Genomic DNA, 21,352 nt, shown 5'->3' on the forward strand with positions numbered 1-21,352 from the left:
GATTTCGTTGACCAGATAGGCAGCGAGTTCCTCGATGCCCTTGATCGCCAGAATGTCGTGCGGCGCCGGATTGCCCTCGACGATGAAATCGCCCTTTTCGACGATATCGCCGTCCTGCAGATGGATGTGCTTGCCCTTCGGGATCAGGTACTCGCGCGGCTCCTCGGTCTTGTCCATCGGCTCGATCGAGATGCGACGCTTGTTCTTGTAGTCGCGGCCGAAGCGGATGGTGCCCGCCACTTCCGCGATGATCGCCGCATCCTTCGGCTTGCGGGCCTCGAACAGTTCCGCAACCCGCGGCAGACCGCCGGTGATGTCCCGGGTCTTCGCGCTCTCGGTGGAGATACGCGCCAGGATATCGCCGGGCTTGACCTTGGCGCCGACATCGAGCGACAGGATGGCGTCGACCGAAAGCATGTAGCGGGCATCGCCGCCACGCGGCAGCTTGAGGACCTTGCCGTCCTTGCCCTTGACGACGATCGCCGGACGCAGATCCGCCCCGCCCCGCGATGAGCGCCAGTCGATGACGACGCGCTTGGCGATACCGGTGGATTCGTCGAGCGTTTCCGAGATCGACTGCCCTTCGACCAGATCCTCGAAGGCGATCGTGCCTTCGACTTCGGTGAGCACCGGCCTCGTGTACGGGTCCCACTCGGCCATGCGCTGACCGCGCTTGACCATGTCGCCCTCGTCGACGTGCATGCGGGCACCGTATTGGATGCGATGGGTCGCACGCTCCGTCCCGTCGGCATCGGTGATCGCAACGACCATGTTGCGGACCATCGCGATCAGGTGGCCTTCGCTGTTCTTGGCGATCGACCTGTTCTTGATCGTCACCTTGCCGTCGAAATTCGACTCGACGAACGACTGCTCGTTGATCTGCGCCGCGCCGCCGATGTGGAACGTACGCATGGTCAGCTGAGTGCCGGGCTCGCCGATCGACTGCGCCGCGATGACGCCGACCGCCTCGCCATGGTTGACCGGCGTGCCTCGGGCAAGATCGCGGCCGTAGCATTTGCCGCAGATGCCGTTGACAAGCTCGCAAGTCAGCGCCGATCGGATCTTCACTTCCTGGATGCCGGCCTGGTGGATGGCTTCCACGTGGCTCTCTTCCATCAGCGTACCGCGCTTGACGAGCACCTTGTTGGACCCTGGATCGCGCACATCCTCGCCCGCGGTGCGGCCGAGGATGCGGGAGCCGAGCGAAGCCACCACGGTGCCGGCATCGACGATGGCGCGCATCTTGATGCCGAGCTTGGTGCCGCAATCATCCTGCGTGATGATGCAGTCCTGCGCCACGTCCACCAGACGACGCGTCAGATAGCCGGAGTTTGCGGTCTTCAACGCGGTATCGGCCAGACCCTTGCGGGCGCCGTGAGTCGAGTTGAAGTATTCGAGCACCGACAGACCTTCCTTGAAGTTGGAAATGATCGGCGTCTCGATGATTTCGCCCGACGGCTTGGCCATCAGCCCGCGCATGCCCGCGAGCTGACGCATTTGCGCCGGCGAACCGCGGGCACCCGAATGCGCCATCATGTAGATCGAGTTGATGTCGGCCTCGGCGCCCTTGGCGTTCTTCTTGGTCGAGGAGATTTCCTTCATCATCTCCTTGGCGATCTCTTCGGTCGCCTTGGACCAGGCGTCGACCACCTTGTTGTACTTCTCGCCGTGGGTGATCAGGCCGTCGTTGTACTGCTGCTCGAAATCCTTCGCCAGCGTGCGCGTGGTCTCGACGATCTTCCACTTGCCGTGCGGCACGACCATGTCGTCCTTGCCGAAGGAAATGCCGGCCTTGAACGCATTGTAGAAGCCGAGCGCCATGATGCGGTCGCAGAAGATCACCGTCTCCTTCTGCCCGCAGTGACGGTAGACCTGGTCGATCACGCCGGAAATCTCACGCTTGGTCATCAGCCTGTTGATGATCTCGAACGAAATCTTCGGCGATTTCGGCAACACGTTGCCGAGCATCACGCGTCCAGCCGTGGTCTCGATCCAGCGCTTGACGCTCTTGCCGCTCTCATCCGTGCCCTCCCACCGGTACTTGATCTTGGTGTGGAGATGGATGACCCGGGAATGCAGGGCGTGCTCGATCTCGGCCATGTCGCCGAACAGCTTGCCCTCGCCGGGGAGCCCTTCGCGCATGATCGAGAGATAATAGAGGCCGAGCACGATATCCTGCGACGGCACGATGATCGGCTGACCATTGGCCGGATGCAGGATGTTGTTGGTCGACATCATCAGCACGCGCGCCTCGAGCTGCGCTTCCAGCGACAAGGGCACGTGCACGGCCATCTGGTCGCCGTCAAAGTCGGCGTTGAACGCCGCGCAAACCAGCGGATGCAGCTGGATCGCCTTGCCTTCGATCAGGACCGGCTCGAACGCCTGGATGCCCAGGCGATGCAACGTCGGGGCGCGGTTCAACAGTACCGGATGTTCGCGGATCACCTCGTCGAGAATGTCCCAGACCTCGGGGCGCTCCTTTTCGACGAGCTTCTTGGCCTGCTTCACCGTGGTGGAGAGGCCCTTGGCATCGAGCCGCGAATAGATGAAGGGCTTGAACAGTTCGAGCGCCATCTTCTTCGGCAGGCCGCACTGATGCAGCCTGAGCTCAGGACCGACGACGATCACCGAGCGGCCGGAATAGTCGACGCGCTTGCCGAGCAGGTTCTGCCGGAAACGGCCCTGCTTGCCCTTGAGCATGTCTGCGAGCGACTTTAACGGACGCTTGTTGGCGCCGGTAATGACGCGGCCGCGGCGGCCGTTGTCGAACAACGCGTCGACCGCCTCCTGCAGCATGCGCTTCTCGTTGCGGATGATGATGTCGGGCGCACGCAGCTCCATCAGCCGCTTCAAGCGGTTGTTGCGGTTGATGACGCGGCGGTAGAGATCGTTGAGGTCGGAGGTGGCAAAGCGACCGCCGTCGAGCGGCACCAGCGGCCGCAGGTCCGGCGGAATCACCGGCACCACGGTGAGGATCATCCACTCCGGCTTGTTGCCGGAATGACGGAAGGCCTCGACGATCTTCAGGCGCTTGGCGAGCTTCTTGTACTTGATGTCGGACTCGGTCTCGGCCATCTCGGCGCGCAAAGTGGACTCGAGCTTTTCGAGGTCCAGCCCCTTCAGCATCTCGCGGATCGCCTCGGCGCCGATCATGGCGGTGAAGGAATCCTGGCCGTATTCGTCTTGCGCCTTCAGATACTCGTCTTCCGACAGCAGCTGACGGTCCTTGAGCGCGGTGAGGCCGGGCTCGAGCACGACGTAGTATTCGAAATACAGAATCCGCTCGAGGTCCTTCAGTGTCATGTCGAGCAGAAGGCCGATACGGGACGGCAGCGACTTCAGGAACCAGATGTGGGCAACGGGAGCGGCCAGCTCGATATGGCCCATGCGCTCGCGCCGGACGCGAGACAAAGTGACCTCGACCGAGCACTTCTCGCAGATGATGCCCTTGTACTTCATGCGTTTGTACTTGCCGCACAGGCACTCATAGTCCTTGATCGGACCGAAGATGCGCGCGCAGAACAGGCCGTCACGCTCCGGCTTGAAGGTGCGGTAGTTGATGGTCTCCGGCTTTTTGATTTCGCCATACGACCACGACAGAATCTTTTCCGGGGACGCGATCGAAATCCGGATCTGGTCGAAGACCTGGGCCGGCGTCGTCGGATTGAACAGATTCATAATCTCTTGGTTCATGGTCTTCTCCTCGCGTGCCGGCCGCAACCGGCAGCAAATTCGAAAATTCTTCCCGTCGCAGCGCACCCCGCCCGATTTTCGGGCGCGACGCGGATGCCCGGCGCCAACCGCGCCGGACCTGATGCTTGTCGTTACTCGGCAGCCTCGGATGTCGGTACGCCGCCGATCTTCGAGTTGTGCAGGTCGACGTTGAGACCCAGCGAACGCATTTCCTTGACCAGCACGTTGAACGATTCCGGAATACCCGCTTCGAACGTGTCGTCGCCACGCACGATCGCCTCGTACACCTTGGTACGGCCGGCGACGTCGTCCGACTTCACGGTCAGCATTTCCTGCAGCGTGTACGCCGCGCCATAGGCCTCGAGCGCCCACACTTCCATTTCGCCGAAACGCTGGCCGCCGAACTGCGCTTTGCCGCCCAACGGCTGCTGGGTGACGAGCGAGTACGGTCCGATCGAACGCGCGTGGATCTTGTCGTCCACGAGATGATGCAGCTTGAGCATGTAGATGTAGCCGACCGTCACCTTGCGATCGAAGGGATCGCCGGTGCGGCCGTCATAGACCACCGACTGGCCGGAAGCATCCAGACCCGCAAGCTTGAGCATCTCTTCGATGTCGGTTTCCTTGGCGCCGTCGAACACCGGCGTTGCGATCGGCACGCCGTGGGAGAGATTGCGGCCAAGCTCGATCAGCTCGCTGTCGTTGAGCGATTTGATCGTTTCCTCGTCGCCATAGATCCTCTTCAGGGTCTCCTTCAGCGGCTTGACGTCCTGCCTGCCATAATAGGCATCGATGGTCTGGCCGATGCGCTTGCCGAGGCCCGCGCATGCCCAGCCGAGATGCGTCTCGAGAATCTGGCCGACATTCATGCGGCTCGGCACGCCGAGCGGATTGAGCACGATGTCGGCATGCGTGCCATCCTCGAGGAAGGGCATGTCCTCGACCGGCACGATCTTCGAGACCACGCCCTTGTTGCCGTGACGGCCGGCCATCTTGTCGCCCGGCTGGATCTTGCGCTTCACCGCGACGAAGACCTTGACCATCTTCATCACGCCGGGCGGCAATTCATCGCCGCGCTGCAGTTTTTCGACCTTGTCGAGGAAGCGCTGTTCAAGGCCCTTCTTCGATTCGTCGTACTGCTTGCGCATGGCCTCGATCTCACCCATCAGCTTGTCGTTGGGCGAGGCAAACAGCCACCACTGCGACTTCGGGTACTCCTCGAGCACCGCGCGGGTGATCTTGGTGTCCTTCTTGAAGCCCTTCGGACCCGCGATGCCCTGGCGGTTTTCCAAAAGCTCCGCGAGACGGCTATAGACGTTGCGGTCGAGGATCGCCTGTTCGTCGTCGCGGTCCTTTGCCAATCGCTCGATCTCTTCCCGCTCGATCGCCAGCGCACGCTCGTCCTTGTCGACGCCGTGCCGGTTGAAGACACGGACTTCAACGATCGTGCCCTGCACGCCCGGCGGCACGCGCAGTGAAGTGTCGCGGACGTCGGAGGCCTTTTCGCCGAAGATGGCGCGCAAAAGCTTTTCTTCCGGCGTCATCGGGCTTTCGCCCTTTGGCGTGATCTTGCCGACCAGAATGTCGCCGGCGCGCACCTCCGCGCCGATATAGACGATGCCGGCTTCGTCGAGGTTCTTCAGCGCTTCTTCCGACACGTTGGGAATGTCGCGGGTGATTTCCTCCGGCCCCAGTTTGGTGTCGCGGGCCATCACCTCGAACTCCTCGATATGGATCGAGGTGAAGACGTCGTCCTTGACGATCCGCTCGGAGAGCAGGATCGAGTCTTCGAAGTTGTAACCGTTCCAGGGCATGAACGCGACCAGCACGTTGCGGCCGAGCGCGAGCTCGCCGAGATCGGTCGAGGGACCGTCGGCAATGATGTCGCCCTTCTTGACCATGTCGCCTACCTTCACCAGCGGACGCTGGTTGATGCAGGTCGACTGGTTGGAGCGCTGGTATTTCATCAGCCGGTAGATATCGACGCCCGACTTGGTGGGATCGAGATCCTCGGTGGCGCGGATGACGATACGGGTGGCGTCGATCTGGTCGACCACGCCGGTCCGGCGCGCTGCGATCGCAGCCCCGGAGTCACGCGCGACCACGCCTTCCATGCCGGTGCCGACGAACGGCGCCTCGGCGCGCACCAGCGGCACGGCCTGACGCTGCATGTTCGAACCCATCAGCGCGCGGTTGGCGTCGTCGTTCTCCAGGAACGGGATCAGCGCCGCGGCAACTGAAACGAGCTGCTTGGGCGAGACGTCCATGTAGTCGACCTTGTCGGGGGTCACCATCACCACGTCGCCGGCGTGGCGGCAGACCACGAGGTCGTCGGTGAAGCGGCCACGATGGTCGAGCGCCACGTTCGCCTGCGCGACGTGATAGCGGCCTTCCTCCATCGCCGAGAGATAGATCACGTCGTCGGTGACGCGGCCGTCCCTGACCTTGCGATAGGGCGTCTCGACGAAGCCGTATTTGTTGACGCGCGCAAAGGTCGCCAGCGAGTTGATCAGGCCGATGTTCGGACCTTCCGGCGTCTCGATCGGGCAGATCCGCCCGTAATGCGTCGGGTGCACGTCGCGCACCTCGAAGCCGGCGCGCTCGCGCGTCAACCCGCCCGGGCCAAGCGCGGAGAGACGGCGCTTGTGGGTGATTTCCGACAGCGGATTGGTCTGGTCCATGAACTGCGACAGCTGGGAAGAGCCGAAGAACTCGCGCACGGCGGCGGCCGCGGGCTTGGCGTTGATCAGATCCTGCGGCATCACGGTGTCGATATCGACACTGGACATCCGCTCCTTGATCGCGCGCTCCATGCGCAGCAGGCCGATGCGGTACTGGTTCTCCATCAATTCGCCGACCGAGCGCACGCGGCGGTTGCCGAGGTGGTCGATGTCGTCGATCTCGCCCTTGCCGTCGCGCAGATCGACCAGCGTCTTGATGACGGCGAGAATGTCTTCCTTGCGCAGCGTGCGATGGGTATCGGGGGCGTCGAGTTCGAGCCGCATGTTCATCTTCACCCGGCCGACCGCGGAAAGGTCGTAGCGCTCGGCATCGAAGAACAGCGACTGGAACATGGCCTGCGCCGATTCCAGCGTCGGCGGCTCGCCCGGACGCATCACGCGGTAGATGTCGAACAGCGCGTCTTCGCGCGTCATGTTCTTGTCGGCATGCAGCGTGTTGCGAATGTAGGGGCCGACATTGACGTGGTCGATGTCGAGCAGCGGAAGCTCCTTGTAGCCCTGCTCGTTCAGCGACTTCAAAAGCTTGTCGGTGATCTCCTCGCCGGCTTCCGCATAAATCTCGCCGGTCTTCGGATTGACGAGGTCCTCGGCGACGTAATTGCCGACCAGTTCCTCGTCCGACATGCGCAGCGCCTTCAGCCCCTTTTCCTGCAGCTGGCGCGCGGCGCGCACGGTGAGCTTCTTGCCGGCCTCCAGCACCACCTTGCCGGTGTCGGCGTCGATCAGGTCGTTGGTCGTCGAATAGCCGCGGAAACGGTTGGCGTCGAACGGCACGCGCCAGCCATCCTTGGCGCGCTTGTAGGTGATCTTCTTGTAGAATGTCGACAGGATGGTCTCGCCGTCGAGCCCGAGCGCGAACATCAACGAGGTCACCGGGATCTTGCGGCGGCGATCGATGCGCGCAAACACGATGTCCTTGGCATCGAATTCGATATCGAGCCACGAACCGCGATAGGGGATCACGCGCGCGGCAAACAAAAGCTTGCCCGACGAATGGGTCTTGCCCTTGTCGTGATCGAAGAACACGCCGGGCGAACGATGCATCTGCGAAACGATGACGCGCTCGGTGCCGTTGACGACGAAGGTGCCGTTCATCGTCATGAGCGGAATGTCGCCCATGTAGACGTCCTGCTCCTTGATGTCCTTGACCGACTTCGCACCGGTTTCTTCGTCGATATCGAACACGATCAGGCGCAGCGTCACCTTCAGCGGTGCCGCATAGGTCATGCCGCGCTGACGGCACTCGTCGACGTCATATTTCGGCGGCTCGAACTCGTAGCGGACGAATTCCAGCATCGAGGTGCCGGAAAAATCCGAGATCGGGAATACCGAGCGGAATACCGCCTGAAGGCCCTCGTCCAGCCGGCCACCCGGCGGCTCGTTCACCATGAGGAACTGGTCGTAGGAGGCCTTCTGAACCTCGATGAGGTTCGGCATCTCCGCGACTTCCTTGATGTGACCGAAAAACTTGCGAACGCGTTTGCGACCGGTGAACGTCTGTTGCGCCATCGTGGCCTCTCGTTTCGTCGCCCTTCGGGGCGAACCTTCCGGAGCGCGACTGCCCATCGGCTCCGGGTTGAATTTGAGTTCGTTCCTAAGGCTTGGTGCCGGGTTTCAGGACTTAAATCCTGAATCGAGGTAACAGGCCTAGAGAACGCAAAACGACGCGCGGGGCGCAGATGCGCACCCGCCCGTCCAAACTTGCTTCGTCACGGACTGAAAAAGCCCGAAATTGCCTATCTCCCAACGGCTTGCACAGGAACCCTGGGGGTCCCCGATGCCGACCGTGCTTTCGTGCTGCCGCCCCGATATGGGATGGCCATCGTGGAAATTCGAGGGGTAGCCCCGCCAATCCCCACACTTTCTTGTGTACGACGCCGCAGGTTGAGGCCGGCGAGGTCTGGTTTTCGGTCTGGCCAGGCGCGACACGGCCGTCGATGTCTTTGTCCGCGAGATCCCCGGATGGCGCCTCGCTTGTCCGGGGATGGAATTGGGGTAAGCGCCCTTACTTCAATTCCACCTTGGCGCCGGCCTTTTCGAGCTGGCCCTTGATCTTGTCGGCTTCTTCCTTGTTCACGCCCTCCTTGACCGGCTTGGGCGCGCCTTCGACGAGATCCTTGGCCTCCTTGAGTCCGAGGCCGGTGATGGCGCGGACTTCCTTGATCACCTCGATCTTCTTGTCGCCGGCGGCGGCAAGAACGACGGTGAACTCGGTCTTTTCCTCGGCGGGCGCGGCGGCAGCACCGCCCGCGCCGGCTGGACCGGCAACCGCGACGGCGGCAGCGGCGGACACGCCCCACTTCTCTTCCAAGAGCTTTGCAAGCTCGGCGGCTTCGAGCACGGTGAGGCTCGAGAGGTCGTCAACAATCTTCTGTAGGTCAGCCATTGATCTGTTTCCTTAAGCGTATCGGTTCGAACCAGGTTTTAACGTTTGCGAAGGGTCAGGCCGCTTCGCCCTTTGAGGCATAGGCCTGAATGACGCGCGCGAGCTTGGCTGCGGGCGCGCTTGAAAGCTGGGCGAGCTTGGTCGCCGGCGCCACGACGAGGCCGACGATCTTTGCGCGCAACTCATCAAGCGACGGCAGGGCGGCAAGCGCCTTGACGCCATCGACATTCAGGACGGTTTTGCCCATCGAGCCGCCAAGAATGACGAACTGCTCGTTCGTCTTGGCGAATTCGATGGCAACCTTCGGCGCGGCCACCGGATCCTTGGAAGTCGCGATCACGGTCGGCCCCTTCAACAGCGGGCCAATGGCAACGACGTCTGTGCCTTCAAGAGCAATTTTGGCGAGACGGTTCTTCGAGACCTTCACCTGCGCGCCTGCCTGCTTCATCTGCGAGCGCAGCTTCTGCATCTGGGCCACGGTGAGGCCGGAATAATGAGCCACGATCGCAACGCCGGTGGTCTGGAACAGACCGTTCAGCGCCTCAACCGCTTCTTTTTTTGCCGCTCTTTCCACAGCAAGCTCTCTCCGGTTGGCGGCCCTTTGCCTTACGCGCGGGACCGCCGGGTTGCACCCATCGTCCCGCCTGAACCTGACCTCAAAGACACCAGTCTTTGAGGTCGCGCCGGGCAGAACGACATCTAAAAGCCTGCCCTCCCGGGCCTTGGCAGCCGCGGGGTGTCGAGGTTCGAACCACATCCGCCCTGGTCGCCTGACAAGCACGGCGCAAAGCGAAATCCGGTCTTCACCCGTCTATGCAGGCCATTCAATTAAGCCATTGAATAAACTTGAGTTTATTCGGCGGCGCCTGCAGTCTTGGACAGGATTCGAGGCGCCCGAAACACCGGGCACCCCTGCCCGCAACCTCAACCAACGACCGGCTCCCCTTCCTTTCGAGCGATCCAGATGGACGTCCGGAAAGGAATGGTCTCCTATCGTATCGGGTTTTCGGAATGCGAGCTTGGGCGTGCCAGCGACGGCCAGCACGCCCGGAGCGCGCTCTTTAACGACTCTTGCCGGCGTTGCCAAGAGCAAAATTCAGACCAGTTTGGGCCGCGGCTCGGTGCCCAAGGTGCGCGGGCACCGACGGTGGGCAGGTGGAATCCGGGCGCCCGAATTGCCGCGATCTATATCGTTGTGCAATCCGGACAAGTTGCGCCACGTTCCTGACGCCGCCGCCCCCTCTCAATTGACGGGGTAGACCAGCGGCTTTCCGGCGAAAAACGCCTCGAGATTGGCGATCACGCAATCCTGCATCGCGATGTGCGCCTCGACGGTGTGGCCGCCGACATGGGGCGTCAGCACGACGTTGGGCAACGCCGTCAAGGCGCCCGGCGCCTGCGGCTCTTTCTCGAAGACGTCCAGGCCCGCACCCGCGATCGTATTGTCGGTCAAGGCGGCAACCAGCGCCGCCTGGTCGATCACCGAGCCTCTTGCGATGTTAATGACGTAGCCGTCACCACCGAGCTTTTGCAGGATGGCGGCATTGACCGCGTGATGGGTATCGGCGCTGGCGCGAACCGCAATCATCAACACGCTGCACCATTCCGCCAGGGCCTCAAGCGTCGGGAAATAGCGGTACGGCACCTCGTGTTTGCTGCGGCTGAAATAGCCGACTTCGGTTTCGAAGCCGGCGAGGCGCGCGGCGATCTTGCGGCCAATTTCGCCCATGCCGTAGACGCCGATGCGGCGGCCGGGATTGCCGGGCGGCGCGCGCAACATCGGCGATGGCAAAGCCTTTGCCCAGCTGCCATCGCGCACGAATGCATCGGCCGGAACGAGGCGCCGCGTCACGGCCAACATCAGGGTGAGCGCGAGGTCCGCCACCGCGGCCGCATTGGCGCCCGGGCTGTGACCGACCGAGATCTTTCGAGCGCGCGCGGCTGCAAGATCAACGCCGTCATAGCCGGTGCCGTAGCAGATGATCGCGCGCAACGACGGCAGGCTGTCGAGCGCGGAGGCACCCAAAGGCGAGCCTCCTGCGGTGATCAGGACACGCACCTTCGAAAGCTCTTCAGGCGCAAAGACCTCGTGCGGTGGTTTGCCCGCGCTATCCATCAGCTCGTAACGCTGCCCGATCCGCGCCATCAGCGTCTTGGAAAAGCGCGAAAAGATCAGGACTTTTTCGGGCATGCCTTCCTCACCGAGGCGCTGGCTTACAAGCAAGGAGCGGAACCGGTTTCCCGATCCCGCTCCCGTTTGATTCCATCCGTGTCCTCAAGCTCTCAGCCAAGCAGGCTTCCGGGCTCGACCTTGACGCCCGGTCCCATGGTGGAAGAGACCGCCACGCGCTGGATGTAGGTGCCCTTCGAACCTGCGGGCTTGGCCTTCGCGACAGCGTCGGCGAGCGCCTTGACGTTCTCCACCAGCTTCTCTTCCGAGAACGAGGCCTTGCCGATGCCGGCCTGCACGATGCCGGCCTTCTCGACCCGGAATTCGACCGAACCGCCCTTGGCTCCTTTCACGGCGCCGGTGACATCCATCGTTACCGTGCCGATCTTCGGGTTGGGCATCATGCCGCGCGGTCCGAGCACCTTACCGAGCCGGCCGACCAGCGGCATCATGTCGGGAGTGGCGATGCAGCGGTCGAAGTCGATCTGACCGCCCTGCACCTTCTCGACCAAATCCTCCGCGCCGACGATGTCGGCGCCCGCGGCCTTGGCTTCCTCGGCCTTGGCACCGCGCGCGAACACGCCGACGCGCAAGGTGCGCCCCGTTCCGTTCGGCAAGGTCACCACGCCGCGAACCATCTGGTCGGCGTGACGGGGATCGACGCCGAGATTGATCGCGATCTCGACGGTTTCGTCGAATTTCGACTTGGCGCGCTCCTTCACCAGCTTGATGGCTTCCTTGAGCGGATAAAGCTTGGTGCGGTCGATGCCCTCACGGGCCTTTTTCAGACGCTTTCCGATTGCCATGACCCGTTACCCCGCAACTTCCAGACCCATCGAGCGGGCCGAGCCCTCGACCATCTTCATGGCCGACTCGATGGTGTCGCAATTGAGATCCTTCATCTTCTTCTCGGCGATCTCGCGCACCTGGGCGCGGGTCACCTTGCCGGCCTTGTCGCGGCCCGGGGCCTTCGACCCCGACTGGATTTTGGCGGCCTGCTTGAGGAAGTAGGACATCGGCGGCGTCTTCATCTCGAAGGTGAAGGAACGGTCCGCGTAGATGGTGATGATCACCGGGATCGGGGTGTTCTTTTCTTCCTTCTGCGTCTGCGCATTGAACGCCTTGCAGAATTCCATGATGTTGAGGCCGCGCTGACCAAGCGCGGGGCCGATCGGGGGCGACGGATTCGCAGCGCCCGCCGGCACCTGCAATTTCAGGTATCCGGTCACTTTCTTTGCCATGTGTCACTCCTGCTGTGCCGATTTAAAAATCGGCGGTTTCAGGTTTCGTGGTTCGGCTCACGAACGGCTGGCGAGCGCCCTTAGCCTTCCACGACCTTTCGGGAAGCGTCACCGCCTCCACTCCTCTGTCATGCCCGGACTTGATCCGGGCATCCATCAATCTTACGCAAGATTGCCTTGCGAAGCAGACGGATTGCCAGGTCAAGCCCGGCAATGACTATTCAATCAGATCTTCTCGACCTGAGCGAATTCCAGTTCAACGGGCGTGGCACGACCGAAGATCGAGACTGCGACCTTCACGCGCGAACGCCCTTCATCGATCTCCTCGATAACGCCGGAGAACGAGGCGAACGGCCCGTCAGCCACGCGCACATTCTCGCCGATCTCGAACGAGACCGACGCCTTCGGACGCTCCACGCCCTCCTGCACCTGATGCAGGATGCGCATGGCCTCGGCTTCCGAAATCGGCATCGGCTTGTTTTCTGCGCCAAGAAAACCGGTCACCTTCGGCGTGTTCTTGATCAGATGGAAAGCCTCGTCGGTCAGCTGCATCTTGACGAGGACGTAGCCCGGGAAAAACTTCCGTTCGGCGTCGATCTTGCGGCCGCGCCGCACTTCGGTGACCTTTTCGGTCGGCACCAGCACCTGCTCGAACAACTCCTCGAGCCCTCGCTGCTTGGCCTGCTCGCGGATCGATTCGGCGACCTTCTTCTCGAAATTGGAGTAGGCGTGGACGATATACCAGCGCTTGTCCATCGTTTGCGTAGCGGTTGTTGCCATCAGTGGATGCCCAGGAGCAATGTGACCACATATCGGATGACCTGATCGGCGGCAAAGAAGAAGATCGCGGCGAGCGCCACCATCACGAACACCATGATCGTGGTGATCGTGGTCTCGCGGCGGGTCGGCCAGGTGACCTTGGCGGTCTCCGAGCGCACTTCCTGCAGGAATTTGAACGGGCTGAAAGCCATCGTTTTGGATCCGCGTCCGTCATCAGACGATTAAGATTTCAGGGAATCCGAACAGCCCTGTTGCGCCCAGCCCTCTCTCGAAGGATGAGCCGACAAGCAGGCTCTTTTGTTCGGGGGATTTCAAGGCCGCGCCGGATATCCGCTTAAAGCGGGCCGGCTGCGGGTAGCGCGCTATGTACTGCGCAAGGTCCCAAAGGTCAAGGTCGCTCGGGGCCAGCGGCCCCCCGCTCCGTCCTGCCATGGATTGCAGCCGGAACATTCAAAATCAATGGCTTGAGGGTTGCCTCAAGCCATCTGATTAAGCGGAAGAGGTGTCCTTAATGCTACCAGCCATGATGGTGACCGTGCCGCCAACCGTAGTAATGACCGCGTCCCCTTCCCCAGCCGTAGTGATGACCATGGCCGTGGACGAGCACCGTGCCGCTGCTGACGCCAAGATCGTTCGGTTTTGCGACCGGCATCGCGCTCGCCGGCACAATCCACGCAACGACGAGGCACGCTACAAGTAACAACTGTCTCATATTTTCCTCGCTCCCAGGTTCCAAGTTTCACGCGGCATACAAGTGATCTTGACGGTGTTTGGTTCCCCGGCCATCCGGAACAATCGTAAGCGGCCTCGGTCTTCTTCGGTGAACCAAGATGGAGAGCGCGGATGAAACGCACTATCGGTTTCGCAGCGGCCCTTCTGCTCGGGCTGGGTGCAAGCGCGATCGCGGCTGAGAGGCCGGGCGCATCAAGCATGTCGCCCGGTCATGAGATGCAGAACTCGAAACCCTCACCACGAAGGGGGCGTCCGAGTTTAACCCGGGTGACATCAAGAACGATAGGAGGGGCACGGTCGGAATGTCGAAATCGAAAGGCGCCTCGGAATATTCTCCGGGCGATCGGATGAACGATCGCCGCAAATAGTCCTGGCGTCGAAGAGAGTTTCCGAGACGGATCCCACCGGTGAACCGGTGGGATGATTTTTGTGCCCGGAATGAACGACGTCCCACCAAGGCCGCGGTTTTGAATTTGCGCGCTTGAACCCATGAGAGGCGATCAGTGCTCGGGGCCGGTCCCGAGCTTCGACAATTCCCTCGCTGTCGCCAGGACCATGTCGACCCGCCGCTGAAGTTTTTCCCTCAATTCCGGAATATTGACCTTGTCGGTCACGCGGTAGGCATTGCCGACGTGCTCGACGTAACCGAGCTTCTCCATGTCATTCAGCCGCCTGAGCACAGTTGCGCGCGGTATCTTGAGGACCTGCGCAATCGTGCTTGCCCGCACCGGTGAACAGGTGACCGTGCGCAAAAAGACGTATATCCCGATGGTTCGATAGGTCGCGCTATCGCTGTGTTTTACGAACTCTGCGCCGTAGTCGTCATTCATGGTCTGGATCAAACCCAGATAGAGCCGCGACAGCAGCATTCGCTCGCGCGCAAGTTCGATGCGTTGTGGCGGCTTGATATCATCAAGCAGGACAAAATCCGGACCAAAGTGCTCCCAGGCCTCTTCCGGTTCGATCGATTTGGATTGGCTCCGTTCGCTGACCATGACCGTGCTCCGTGATCTCGGTGCGGTGCGGCTGCCTCGAGTGGGCACCGATCGGGACATCATGAGAGCGCAATTCCCGGCGCATTGAGTTAGATCAATCAAATCGGCTGAGCGAAGATCAGATCTGGTTGAAGTTCCAGTTCCCTAAAGGGGCATACGCAGCCACAACCCCGCCGGCGGCTATGTCGATTGGGTGACGGCAGCATTCGGCAATTACGCCACCGATATCCTCTCGCAGATCGAAGAAGGAAACCGCGTCAGCGGCAAAATGCGCTTTCACGGCTATCATCGCCGGGAGATGTTCGGCGTGCTGCCCAGCGGCAAACATAAACACGATGTGTGGTGGACCGGCATGCCGATCTTCACTTTCGATGGCGGCAAGGTTCGCGATCACCTGTGATCAGGAATCACCACACTGCCAACACGGTGGCGCTCGCGAGCAGCACCCAAAACCCCGTCAACGCCACCACGACAAACCCCTGCTCTATCCTGTCCATCGATAGCCCCCAACCGAGCGGGGGGTACAATGGTCCGGTTCAGGGGCCGTTGTCCACGAGTTTCGCAGTGCTCGCCGTTTGCGCCTGTCGATTACGGTGACAACCATCAAACCGCCACAGATCGGCGGCGTCCCGGCGAGATCATCTCTGATGCCGCGCCACGGCCAGGCGTCGGACTGCCTCTCCGCGCCAGATCCTGAGATGATCCCTGGCGGCGGAACTCAGCGAACGCATCGTTTCCCAAGCCTGCGTTGCCTTCAGCCAGGCTATCGCCACCCTGTAATGGCCGTAGGCCCAGGCGAACGCCGATATCTTCATCAACTTGTTTCGGGTGAGGCAGAACAGCCGCTCCACAAGAACGAGCTTAAGCAGTTCACCTGCAACGAATATCACCGCTCCGCTTAGAACCTGCCCAGTGGCAGCCAAATAGGCCGAAACCGGTTTGACCGGTTCGAGGAGAACCAGGGGAACGGAAAAAAGCGCAAGGGATGGATAGGGCCGCAGTGATCTGATCCAGGCCCGCAATTTCCTCAATACGAGATGGCCGGCGACCCAATCCGCGATGGGTTTCGCCAGACCGATGAAGATGGCGTCCACCAGCAAATATATCGCGGCCAGGGCATACGCGATCGGTTGCACAATCCGATTCACCGCGGCACCTCCCGTAATGGGGGTAATGGCTTGGCGGCCCCTATCGCAGAACGAGCAAACCGACGCACACGATAAGGGTTGCCGTGCTCAGCGTGATTGCCACGAGCGCCTGTTCCGCTTTTCTCTCAAGATCGCCTTCCATAAGGTAATCAACACCGTTCCCCTGAATTGGTTTCCGTCCCCAAGAGGGGACCATTTCGTCGCCCATGATCGGCGGGGCTGAATTTTTCGGGACGCCGGTGGCGGAATTTGCCGTGGCGCCGCCTGCGGCGAGTGCAAAAACCAGCCCGCCTTCGCGGGTAGGCTCCACGTTTTCAATGAAACAGGAAACCGAGGCAGCCCACCATCAGGCCCAAGGCAAGGTTTGCGCTGGATGAAGCCCGTTCACGGCATGGTTGACAGCGCCAGTGCCTTTTTGGCGCCTGTGGGACTTTTGCCTGCTAGTTGCGCGCCTGCCGGACATTGATGGAATAAAATCAACAGGTCATCTTTTCTTCAAACTTTCCTGCTAGCGTTTTGTTGATCCCTCGCCGGACGTACGCGGGGCGGTTCACGAGCCCTGGTGCCACCCGTTGGTACTGGGGTTTTTTGTTGCCCTCTTACCCGTTGACTAATTGCAAGCCCTTCACTTCTAAAGACGCCCTTTTCACTACCAAACTGTTCGGTCACGACAGTGTCACACGGTTTCCTGCGTAAAAATGGGCACTTCCATGATGATTTCAGATGTCACTTGCTCCTCCTGTGGTACGTCGTATGAAATGGCCGAGGCCACTTCACCGCACGGCGGGCCGGGACAAGCCGACTGCGTGATTTGTGGTGCACTGCTCGAGAGTTGGCAGGAGCCAAAGCTCAAGGCGTTCCGTCTGGTGATGGTTGTTGAACACCGCTACGCGAAAGTTCCTGCCCGGCCAACAGCATGAGATCGGGCTAAGCGCGAGCGCGGCAGCTTGCTATTGATCGATTGCAGCAGGCATCCTGGAACATTCACTGGCGGCATTTGTTCGCTAGCCACGTCGCACGAAGTCAGACTCATGCGGCCGGCCACAGCCGATAGCGCCAGCAAGGTGGCGATCAGAATTTGTAGCCCGCGTATGCTTTAGGCGTTTTCTCAACGCTCATGTCAGAGATGCGAAGCAGTTCTCAAGGCGAATGGGGATGTTGCCATGACGGACGTGGAAAAGTTCCAGTGCCCATTTTGCGAGGCGCAGTACGACGTCGTCCGCGTGGAAGCGCCGCCGATGCACGACAAACCGCTGCTCTGTCTTAGCTGCGGCGCGCCGCTTCACAACCGTGACGGCAAATTTGTACTCAAGTATTTCCGCGTGAGCGACGGAGCGGAATTAGGCCGAAGAAACGGGCGCCGGCCCGCCCTTTGATATGCCCGCCCCGGTTACCGCCTCGGCGGCTTCTCTCCGCGGTTCCTTCGGGACATGCGGAGTCATACTGATCACGACGGGTGGCTTGTCACTGGAGCTGTGACTTCTGAGTGTCTCTAACAACAAAAAGAATTTTTCCGAAAGCACGGCGATGACCTCCTTTGTCGTTGGTCGAATCGCGTTGGCAAGATTGAAACACTCACCCGAGAAGACCGCAAATTAATTCTCGAAGCGAGCATTGCGATCGACCTGACCGCGGCGGTCGTCAGATACAGCGGATCAAGGTGAGGAACCGCAAGCATCCAGTGATGAAATGGGTGATCAATACACTTTCAACGATCCGCTCCGAGAGCGAGAATGGGTTGGGGGTGCTGATTTTTTCCTCTGGAGAATTGTAATGACCAAAGACAAGAAATCTGCCGCTGGCAAAAGAGACCTGCATCCCGAGATGATGGGTGACGAAACCGAAGAGCAAAATCTGAACCAGCCCGGTAATCCGAAAGCCCGGATCAAGAAGGACGAGGTTGAGGCTGCATTCAAGACCAAGCCCGGCAAGGGTGGAAACACCCGGAAATAAAATCCGCAGCTTGATACCGCCGATTGCTGAGTTCGCGTCAGGGTTTGCACGCTCGCGCACGCTGCAGCCTGCCGTCGCAGCGCCGACCAAGGAGCACTTATCTGGGACGTGCGCCCAGAAATGACTGATTTGGACGGTTGCGAAAAAACCACTATCGCGCCGAACGGTCCTCACTGGCGCACTCGGCATGGCGGCGGCGTGACTTTGTCCACGCTGCAGCAATGGAAAACATTCTCTCAACCCCCGCTTTTGCTTTCGGCAACCACAACGGCAGAGAAAAAGAAGGAGAAGGACATGAGCACGGTCACGACAAAGGACGGCGTTCAGATCTTCTACAAGGATTGGGGTCACGGCCAACCCATCGTCTTTCATCACGGCTGGCCACTCAGCTCGGATGACTGGGATACCCAAATGCTGTTCTTCGTGCAGCAGGGCTATCGCGTGATCGGCATCGACCGTCGCGGCCATGGACGCTCGAGTCAGGTGTCGGACGGTCACGACATGGACCACTACGCCGCTGACGCAGCGGCCGTCGTCGAACATCTGAACCTCGGCAACACCATCCACATCGGCCACTCGACCGGAGGTGGCGAAGCCACTCGCTACGTTGCCCGTCACGGCAAGGATCGGGTCGCCAAGCTGGTGCTGGTGGCGGCCGTGCCGCCGATTATGGTGAGGTCGCCGAATAACCCGGACGGCCTGCCCATTGAGGTGTTCGACGCCTTTCGAAAAAGCTTGGCCGCCAACCGCGCCCAGTTCTATCGCGATGTCGCTGCCAACCCATTCTACGGGTTCAACCGGGCGGGTGCGAAGCCGCTGGATGGCGTCATCGAGAACTGGTGGCGCCAAGGCATGATGGGCGGGGCCAAAGCTCACTACGATGGTATCAAGGCCTTCTCGGAAACGGACCTCACGGAGGACCTCAAGAGTATCGGCGTGCCAACGCTCGTCATGCAGGGGGATGACGACCAGATCGTTCCGTACAAAGGCGCTGCCCTGCTCCAGGCCAAGCTGCTCAAGCGCGCCACTCTGAAGCTATACCCCGGCTATCCGCATGGCATGCTCACCACATACTCAGAGACGATCAACCCGGACCTCCTGGCCTTCATCAAGGGGTGAGATCTCCGCGTTCAGGGTTGGCACGCTCGTTCATGTTGACGTCGTTTTCAGCGCTGTAACGCGTACCGAATGCTAAGGCAGTGGGACGCGGGCGACGTCATAACGTCGTGGCGGATGGGTTGCTGTGATGAGGGGCGTCCCGACGTTTCGAACGCCCAATTCAAGCTGAAGGAGGATCGCGACTGTACTTCCGCTCGAAGATGATGACAAAAGCCTTCCAGCGTGGGCCCTGAGTCGTTTCGAAATTCGCGAGTAACCGCTCCACGGTTGCCCGCCGCTCGTCTCGCTCAGTCATGCCACCAAGCGTTTGCCGGAGATGGTTCACGCGGTCCCGACCATTTGCGGCTCTGCTTTCCGCGAACTGAGCTGTTCCAGATCGCGCCAAACAACCCTAGCCAGTTCTTTCGTCGGACAGAGCTCTTACAGCTTCTATTCCGCGATCAAGGGCCGCGCGTTGTTTGCGTTCGAAGCGCTCGGTCAAGTATTGCCTGCGGCGCTGCCGAGAAATGCGATCGCGCCATCTGTAGCCGACCCAAACTCCTAGCGCCAAAGCCAAAACGATCCCGATGATTGTCACCATCATCCCGCTTGACCCTCTAAGGGACAGCATCAGCACAGATGACTTTAGATGACACGCGACATATTAGAAAGCCTGGGGACCCTTCGGTTGCCAACGAGCGCAGTGCAGCAAAGGGCCGTCAAGGCGCTGATCGTCGCCAATTATTTTCTGGAAACCGAACTTGAAAAACTGCGGGCAAAGGTCTCAACGGGTTATTGCGCGAGGCAAACTGCTGCCGCGTAATCGCAGGGATTGGTATGACTGATCCTGCATCGGTGCCGAGGGTAGCGCGCGGGTGGGTAACATCCGCATCGTGGCCCGCCACCGATGCGAGGACCGCCAGACATGCCAATGTACCCTGAACTGTACCCTCTTGGCTGTTTTGCGGTTCGGGAGACCGGGAAAAAATCGGCCTAAGTCTTTGATATCACTGGCAGGAGTGGAGAGGCTCGAACTCCCAACCCCCGGTTTTGGAGTACGGCTGCTCGCGTACCGGCTGGTGTCGGCCTGTCATTATATGTAAGCGCTGCAGCGGTTAGTTGACGGTCGTCAAATCGGTTGATCCCGTGCAGTAGCGCTGCATCCCGCACAGTTTGGGTCCAAACTTGGGTCCAGACAAGCCGCGCGCTTTAAAGCTAGGGAATCGCCGGTTCGCGCTTTTCGACCTGCGCGAGGCGGTATTGTCGATATCGGGTGTTAAACTTCTTCAGCGCGCCGCTCGGGCCCGCGACCTTGATGCGTGTGGTGATCTCGGCGACCTGCTGCTCGGCGGCGGCCCGGATCTCGGCCGCGGTTTCGCAGGGCGCGTGCATGGCGCGGGCCGCCTTCTCATATCAGCGCGCGGCAACGGCATCGGGCGGCGAAAGATCCCTTCGATGATGAGTTGCCGGGTGGCTGACGGTAGCCCCTGCACGACTCTAGGAACGCCGCTGGTGAGTCCGGGATTCGCGGGCATGTCGGCCCGTCAGTAAATCGATTTTGCGAGCTGTTGGAGTCCCTAGGGGCGTTTGGGGGGCATGCCCTCTGAGAGCAGTTTGAACAACGCGTTATCGCCCTCAATTTGAGCCGTTTCGCGCGAGTTCTCGAAACCGATCACTATCGGCGTTTCACCCTCGCAAACCCGCCACTCCCATCGATCTGGCTTCAGAGCGACTAGGTTAACCTCAAGCAGGCGGATCCGCCGTGGCTTTGCCATAACCTGAATATGCGCCGACGACCGCCCGTTTTCCAGCCCAGGGCCGGGCCTGCGGGACTCACCCAGTGGACCCGCAATTCGCGGGCTGTCATCCCGGAGTTCCGGTTATGAGCAGTATTCCTCTGGACCTTGAAAGAAGGTGCGAACAGCGTTGAGCTGCCAGATTTTCGGCCCCGCGGCGCTCCGAGAGCAGCATCGCCTTGAAAGGCAGCAGCAGCAACAACTCACCGCGCCCGACAACAGCAAAAGAAAAACCCGCCGCGTTGAGGCGGCGGGCTTGAGGTCTGCACCGGCGGTGTGAACGCGGGACCAAAGCCCGCGCCCTGATCTCGCACCGCCTCAACCTCCTGGCATGTGTTGCCAGCCGGCTAACAGGCGCCAAATATTCTTCGCGGCGCGTTCACACGCTGAACTCTGTCACGCGAAATTTGTAATTTGACTCTGGGCGGATTCAGCACTTTGTTGTTTGCAAGTTAAATTTATGAACTATCCACAATATATCTTGAGTTGTTGTTTCCTTTAGTAGTGGGATTGGGGGCGAAAATGAGCCTCAAATTCAAGCGTTTATCTCTCGCCAACGCACGGCTTGAACTGCTCACCCGGATAGAAGCTGATCTCCACGCGCAGTTCCTCGAACTAA

The 21,352-nt window shown here is 60.6% G+C and carries 19 protein-coding genes; 4 read left to right on the plus strand and 15 right to left on the minus strand.

Annotation, left to right across the window (positions count from 1 at the left end):
- From rpoC to VNX23_RS15010, 11 genes are all read right to left on the minus strand, one after another.
- Positions 1-3,693, minus strand: a 3,693-nt coding sequence (rpoC, locus tag VNX23_RS14960; protein ID WP_325631236.1) for a DNA-directed RNA polymerase subunit beta', incomplete at its 3' end; no start/stop codon positions are given.
- A 131-nt stretch (positions 3,694-3,824) separates the two neighbouring features.
- Positions 3,825-7,943 carry a DNA-directed RNA polymerase subunit beta gene (rpoB, locus tag VNX23_RS14965; RefSeq protein WP_325631238.1) on the minus strand — a complete coding sequence of 1,373 codons (4,119 nt, stop codon included), beginning with the start codon at positions 7,941-7,943 and terminating at the stop codon, positions 3,825-3,827.
- Positions 7,944-8,439: 496 nt separating this feature from the next.
- A complete protein-coding gene (rplL, locus tag VNX23_RS14970) occupies positions 8,440-8,820 on the minus strand; it encodes a 50S ribosomal protein L7/L12 (protein ID WP_325631239.1) in 381 nt (126 codons plus the stop codon).
- Positions 8,821-8,875: 55 nt separating this feature from the next.
- On the minus strand, positions 8,876-9,394 hold the full coding sequence (rplJ, locus tag VNX23_RS14975; RefSeq protein WP_325631241.1) for a 50S ribosomal protein L10: 519 nt from the start codon (positions 9,392-9,394) through the stop codon (positions 8,876-8,878).
- A 669-nt stretch (positions 9,395-10,063) separates the two neighbouring features.
- The gene (locus VNX23_RS14980) at positions 10,064-11,011 is read right to left on the minus strand and encodes a 2-hydroxyacid dehydrogenase (protein ID WP_325631243.1); all 948 of its coding nucleotides are present in this window, start codon (positions 11,009-11,011) and stop codon (positions 10,064-10,066) included.
- A 92-nt stretch (positions 11,012-11,103) separates the two neighbouring features.
- Complete coding sequence (gene rplA / locus VNX23_RS14985) at positions 11,104-11,796, minus strand: 50S ribosomal protein L1 (protein ID WP_325631244.1); 693 nt, start codon at positions 11,794-11,796, stop codon at positions 11,104-11,106.
- Between the two features lie 6 nt (positions 11,797-11,802).
- Positions 11,803-12,231: a 50S ribosomal protein L11 gene (gene rplK, locus VNX23_RS14990; protein ID WP_057745528.1), complete on the minus strand. Its 429-nt coding sequence runs from the start codon at positions 12,229-12,231 to the stop codon at positions 11,803-11,805.
- 225 nt (positions 12,232-12,456) lie between these two features.
- On the minus strand, positions 12,457-12,987 hold the full coding sequence (gene nusG / locus VNX23_RS14995; protein WP_325631262.1) for a transcription termination/antitermination protein NusG: 531 nt from the start codon (positions 12,985-12,987) through the stop codon (positions 12,457-12,459).
- A gap of 23 nt (positions 12,988-13,010) precedes the next feature.
- Positions 13,011-13,202, minus strand: coding sequence for a preprotein translocase subunit SecE (gene secE, locus VNX23_RS15000; RefSeq protein WP_325631246.1), 192 nt, complete (start codon positions 13,200-13,202; stop codon positions 13,011-13,013).
- A gap of 323 nt (positions 13,203-13,525) precedes the next feature.
- The gene (locus tag VNX23_RS15005; protein ID WP_325631248.1) at positions 13,526-13,723 is read right to left on the minus strand and encodes a hypothetical protein; all 198 of its coding nucleotides are present in this window, start codon (positions 13,721-13,723) and stop codon (positions 13,526-13,528) included.
- 520 nt (positions 13,724-14,243) lie between these two features.
- Positions 14,244-14,738, minus strand: a complete 495-nt coding sequence (locus VNX23_RS15010; RefSeq protein WP_325631250.1) for a helix-turn-helix domain-containing protein — start codon at positions 14,736-14,738, stop codon at positions 14,244-14,246.
- Positions 14,739-14,931: 193 nt separating this feature from the next.
- Here VNX23_RS15010 and VNX23_RS15015 point away from each other — a divergent pair, with 193 nt between their 5' ends.
- Positions 14,932-15,138: an ester cyclase gene (locus VNX23_RS15015; protein WP_325631251.1), complete on the plus strand. Its 207-nt coding sequence runs from the start codon at positions 14,932-14,934 to the stop codon at positions 15,136-15,138.
- Between the two features lie 238 nt (positions 15,139-15,376).
- On the opposite strand, the gene VNX23_RS15020 is transcribed toward VNX23_RS15015, so the two are convergent.
- Positions 15,377-15,886, minus strand: coding sequence for a hypothetical protein (locus VNX23_RS15020; RefSeq protein WP_325631253.1), 510 nt, complete (start codon positions 15,884-15,886; stop codon positions 15,377-15,379).
- 40 nt (positions 15,887-15,926) lie between these two features.
- A complete protein-coding gene (locus tag VNX23_RS15025) occupies positions 15,927-16,196 on the minus strand; it encodes a hypothetical protein (RefSeq protein ID WP_325631255.1) in 270 nt (89 codons plus the stop codon).
- Positions 16,197-16,596: 400 nt separating this feature from the next.
- On the opposite strand from VNX23_RS15025, the gene VNX23_RS15030 reads away from it, so the two are divergent.
- Complete coding sequence (locus tag VNX23_RS15030) at positions 16,597-16,806, plus strand: hypothetical protein (RefSeq protein WP_325631256.1); 210 nt, start codon at positions 16,597-16,599, stop codon at positions 16,804-16,806.
- Between the two features lie 243 nt (positions 16,807-17,049).
- Complete coding sequence (locus VNX23_RS15035; RefSeq protein WP_325631258.1) at positions 17,050-17,262, plus strand: hypothetical protein; 213 nt, start codon at positions 17,050-17,052, stop codon at positions 17,260-17,262.
- Between the two features lie 265 nt (positions 17,263-17,527).
- Here the strand turns inward: VNX23_RS15035 and VNX23_RS15040 are convergent, their stop codons facing one another.
- A complete protein-coding gene (locus tag VNX23_RS15040) occupies positions 17,528-17,929 on the minus strand; it encodes a hypothetical protein (protein WP_325631259.1) in 402 nt (133 codons plus the stop codon).
- Positions 17,930-18,133: 204 nt separating this feature from the next.
- On the opposite strand from VNX23_RS15040, the gene VNX23_RS15045 reads away from it, so the two are divergent.
- On the plus strand, positions 18,134-18,958 hold the full coding sequence (locus VNX23_RS15045; RefSeq protein WP_325631264.1) for an alpha/beta hydrolase: 825 nt from the start codon (positions 18,134-18,136) through the stop codon (positions 18,956-18,958).
- Between the two features lie 1,194 nt (positions 18,959-20,152).
- On the opposite strand, the gene VNX23_RS15050 is transcribed toward VNX23_RS15045, so the two are convergent.
- Positions 20,153-20,329, minus strand: coding sequence for a hypothetical protein (locus tag VNX23_RS15050; RefSeq protein ID WP_325631260.1), 177 nt, complete (start codon positions 20,327-20,329; stop codon positions 20,153-20,155).
- Between the last annotated feature and the right edge of the window lie 1,023 nt (positions 20,330-21,352).

The organism is Bradyrhizobium sp., assembly GCF_035570375.1.
In the GTDB taxonomy this organism is placed as follows: Bacteria; Pseudomonadota; Alphaproteobacteria; order Rhizobiales; family Xanthobacteraceae; genus Bradyrhizobium.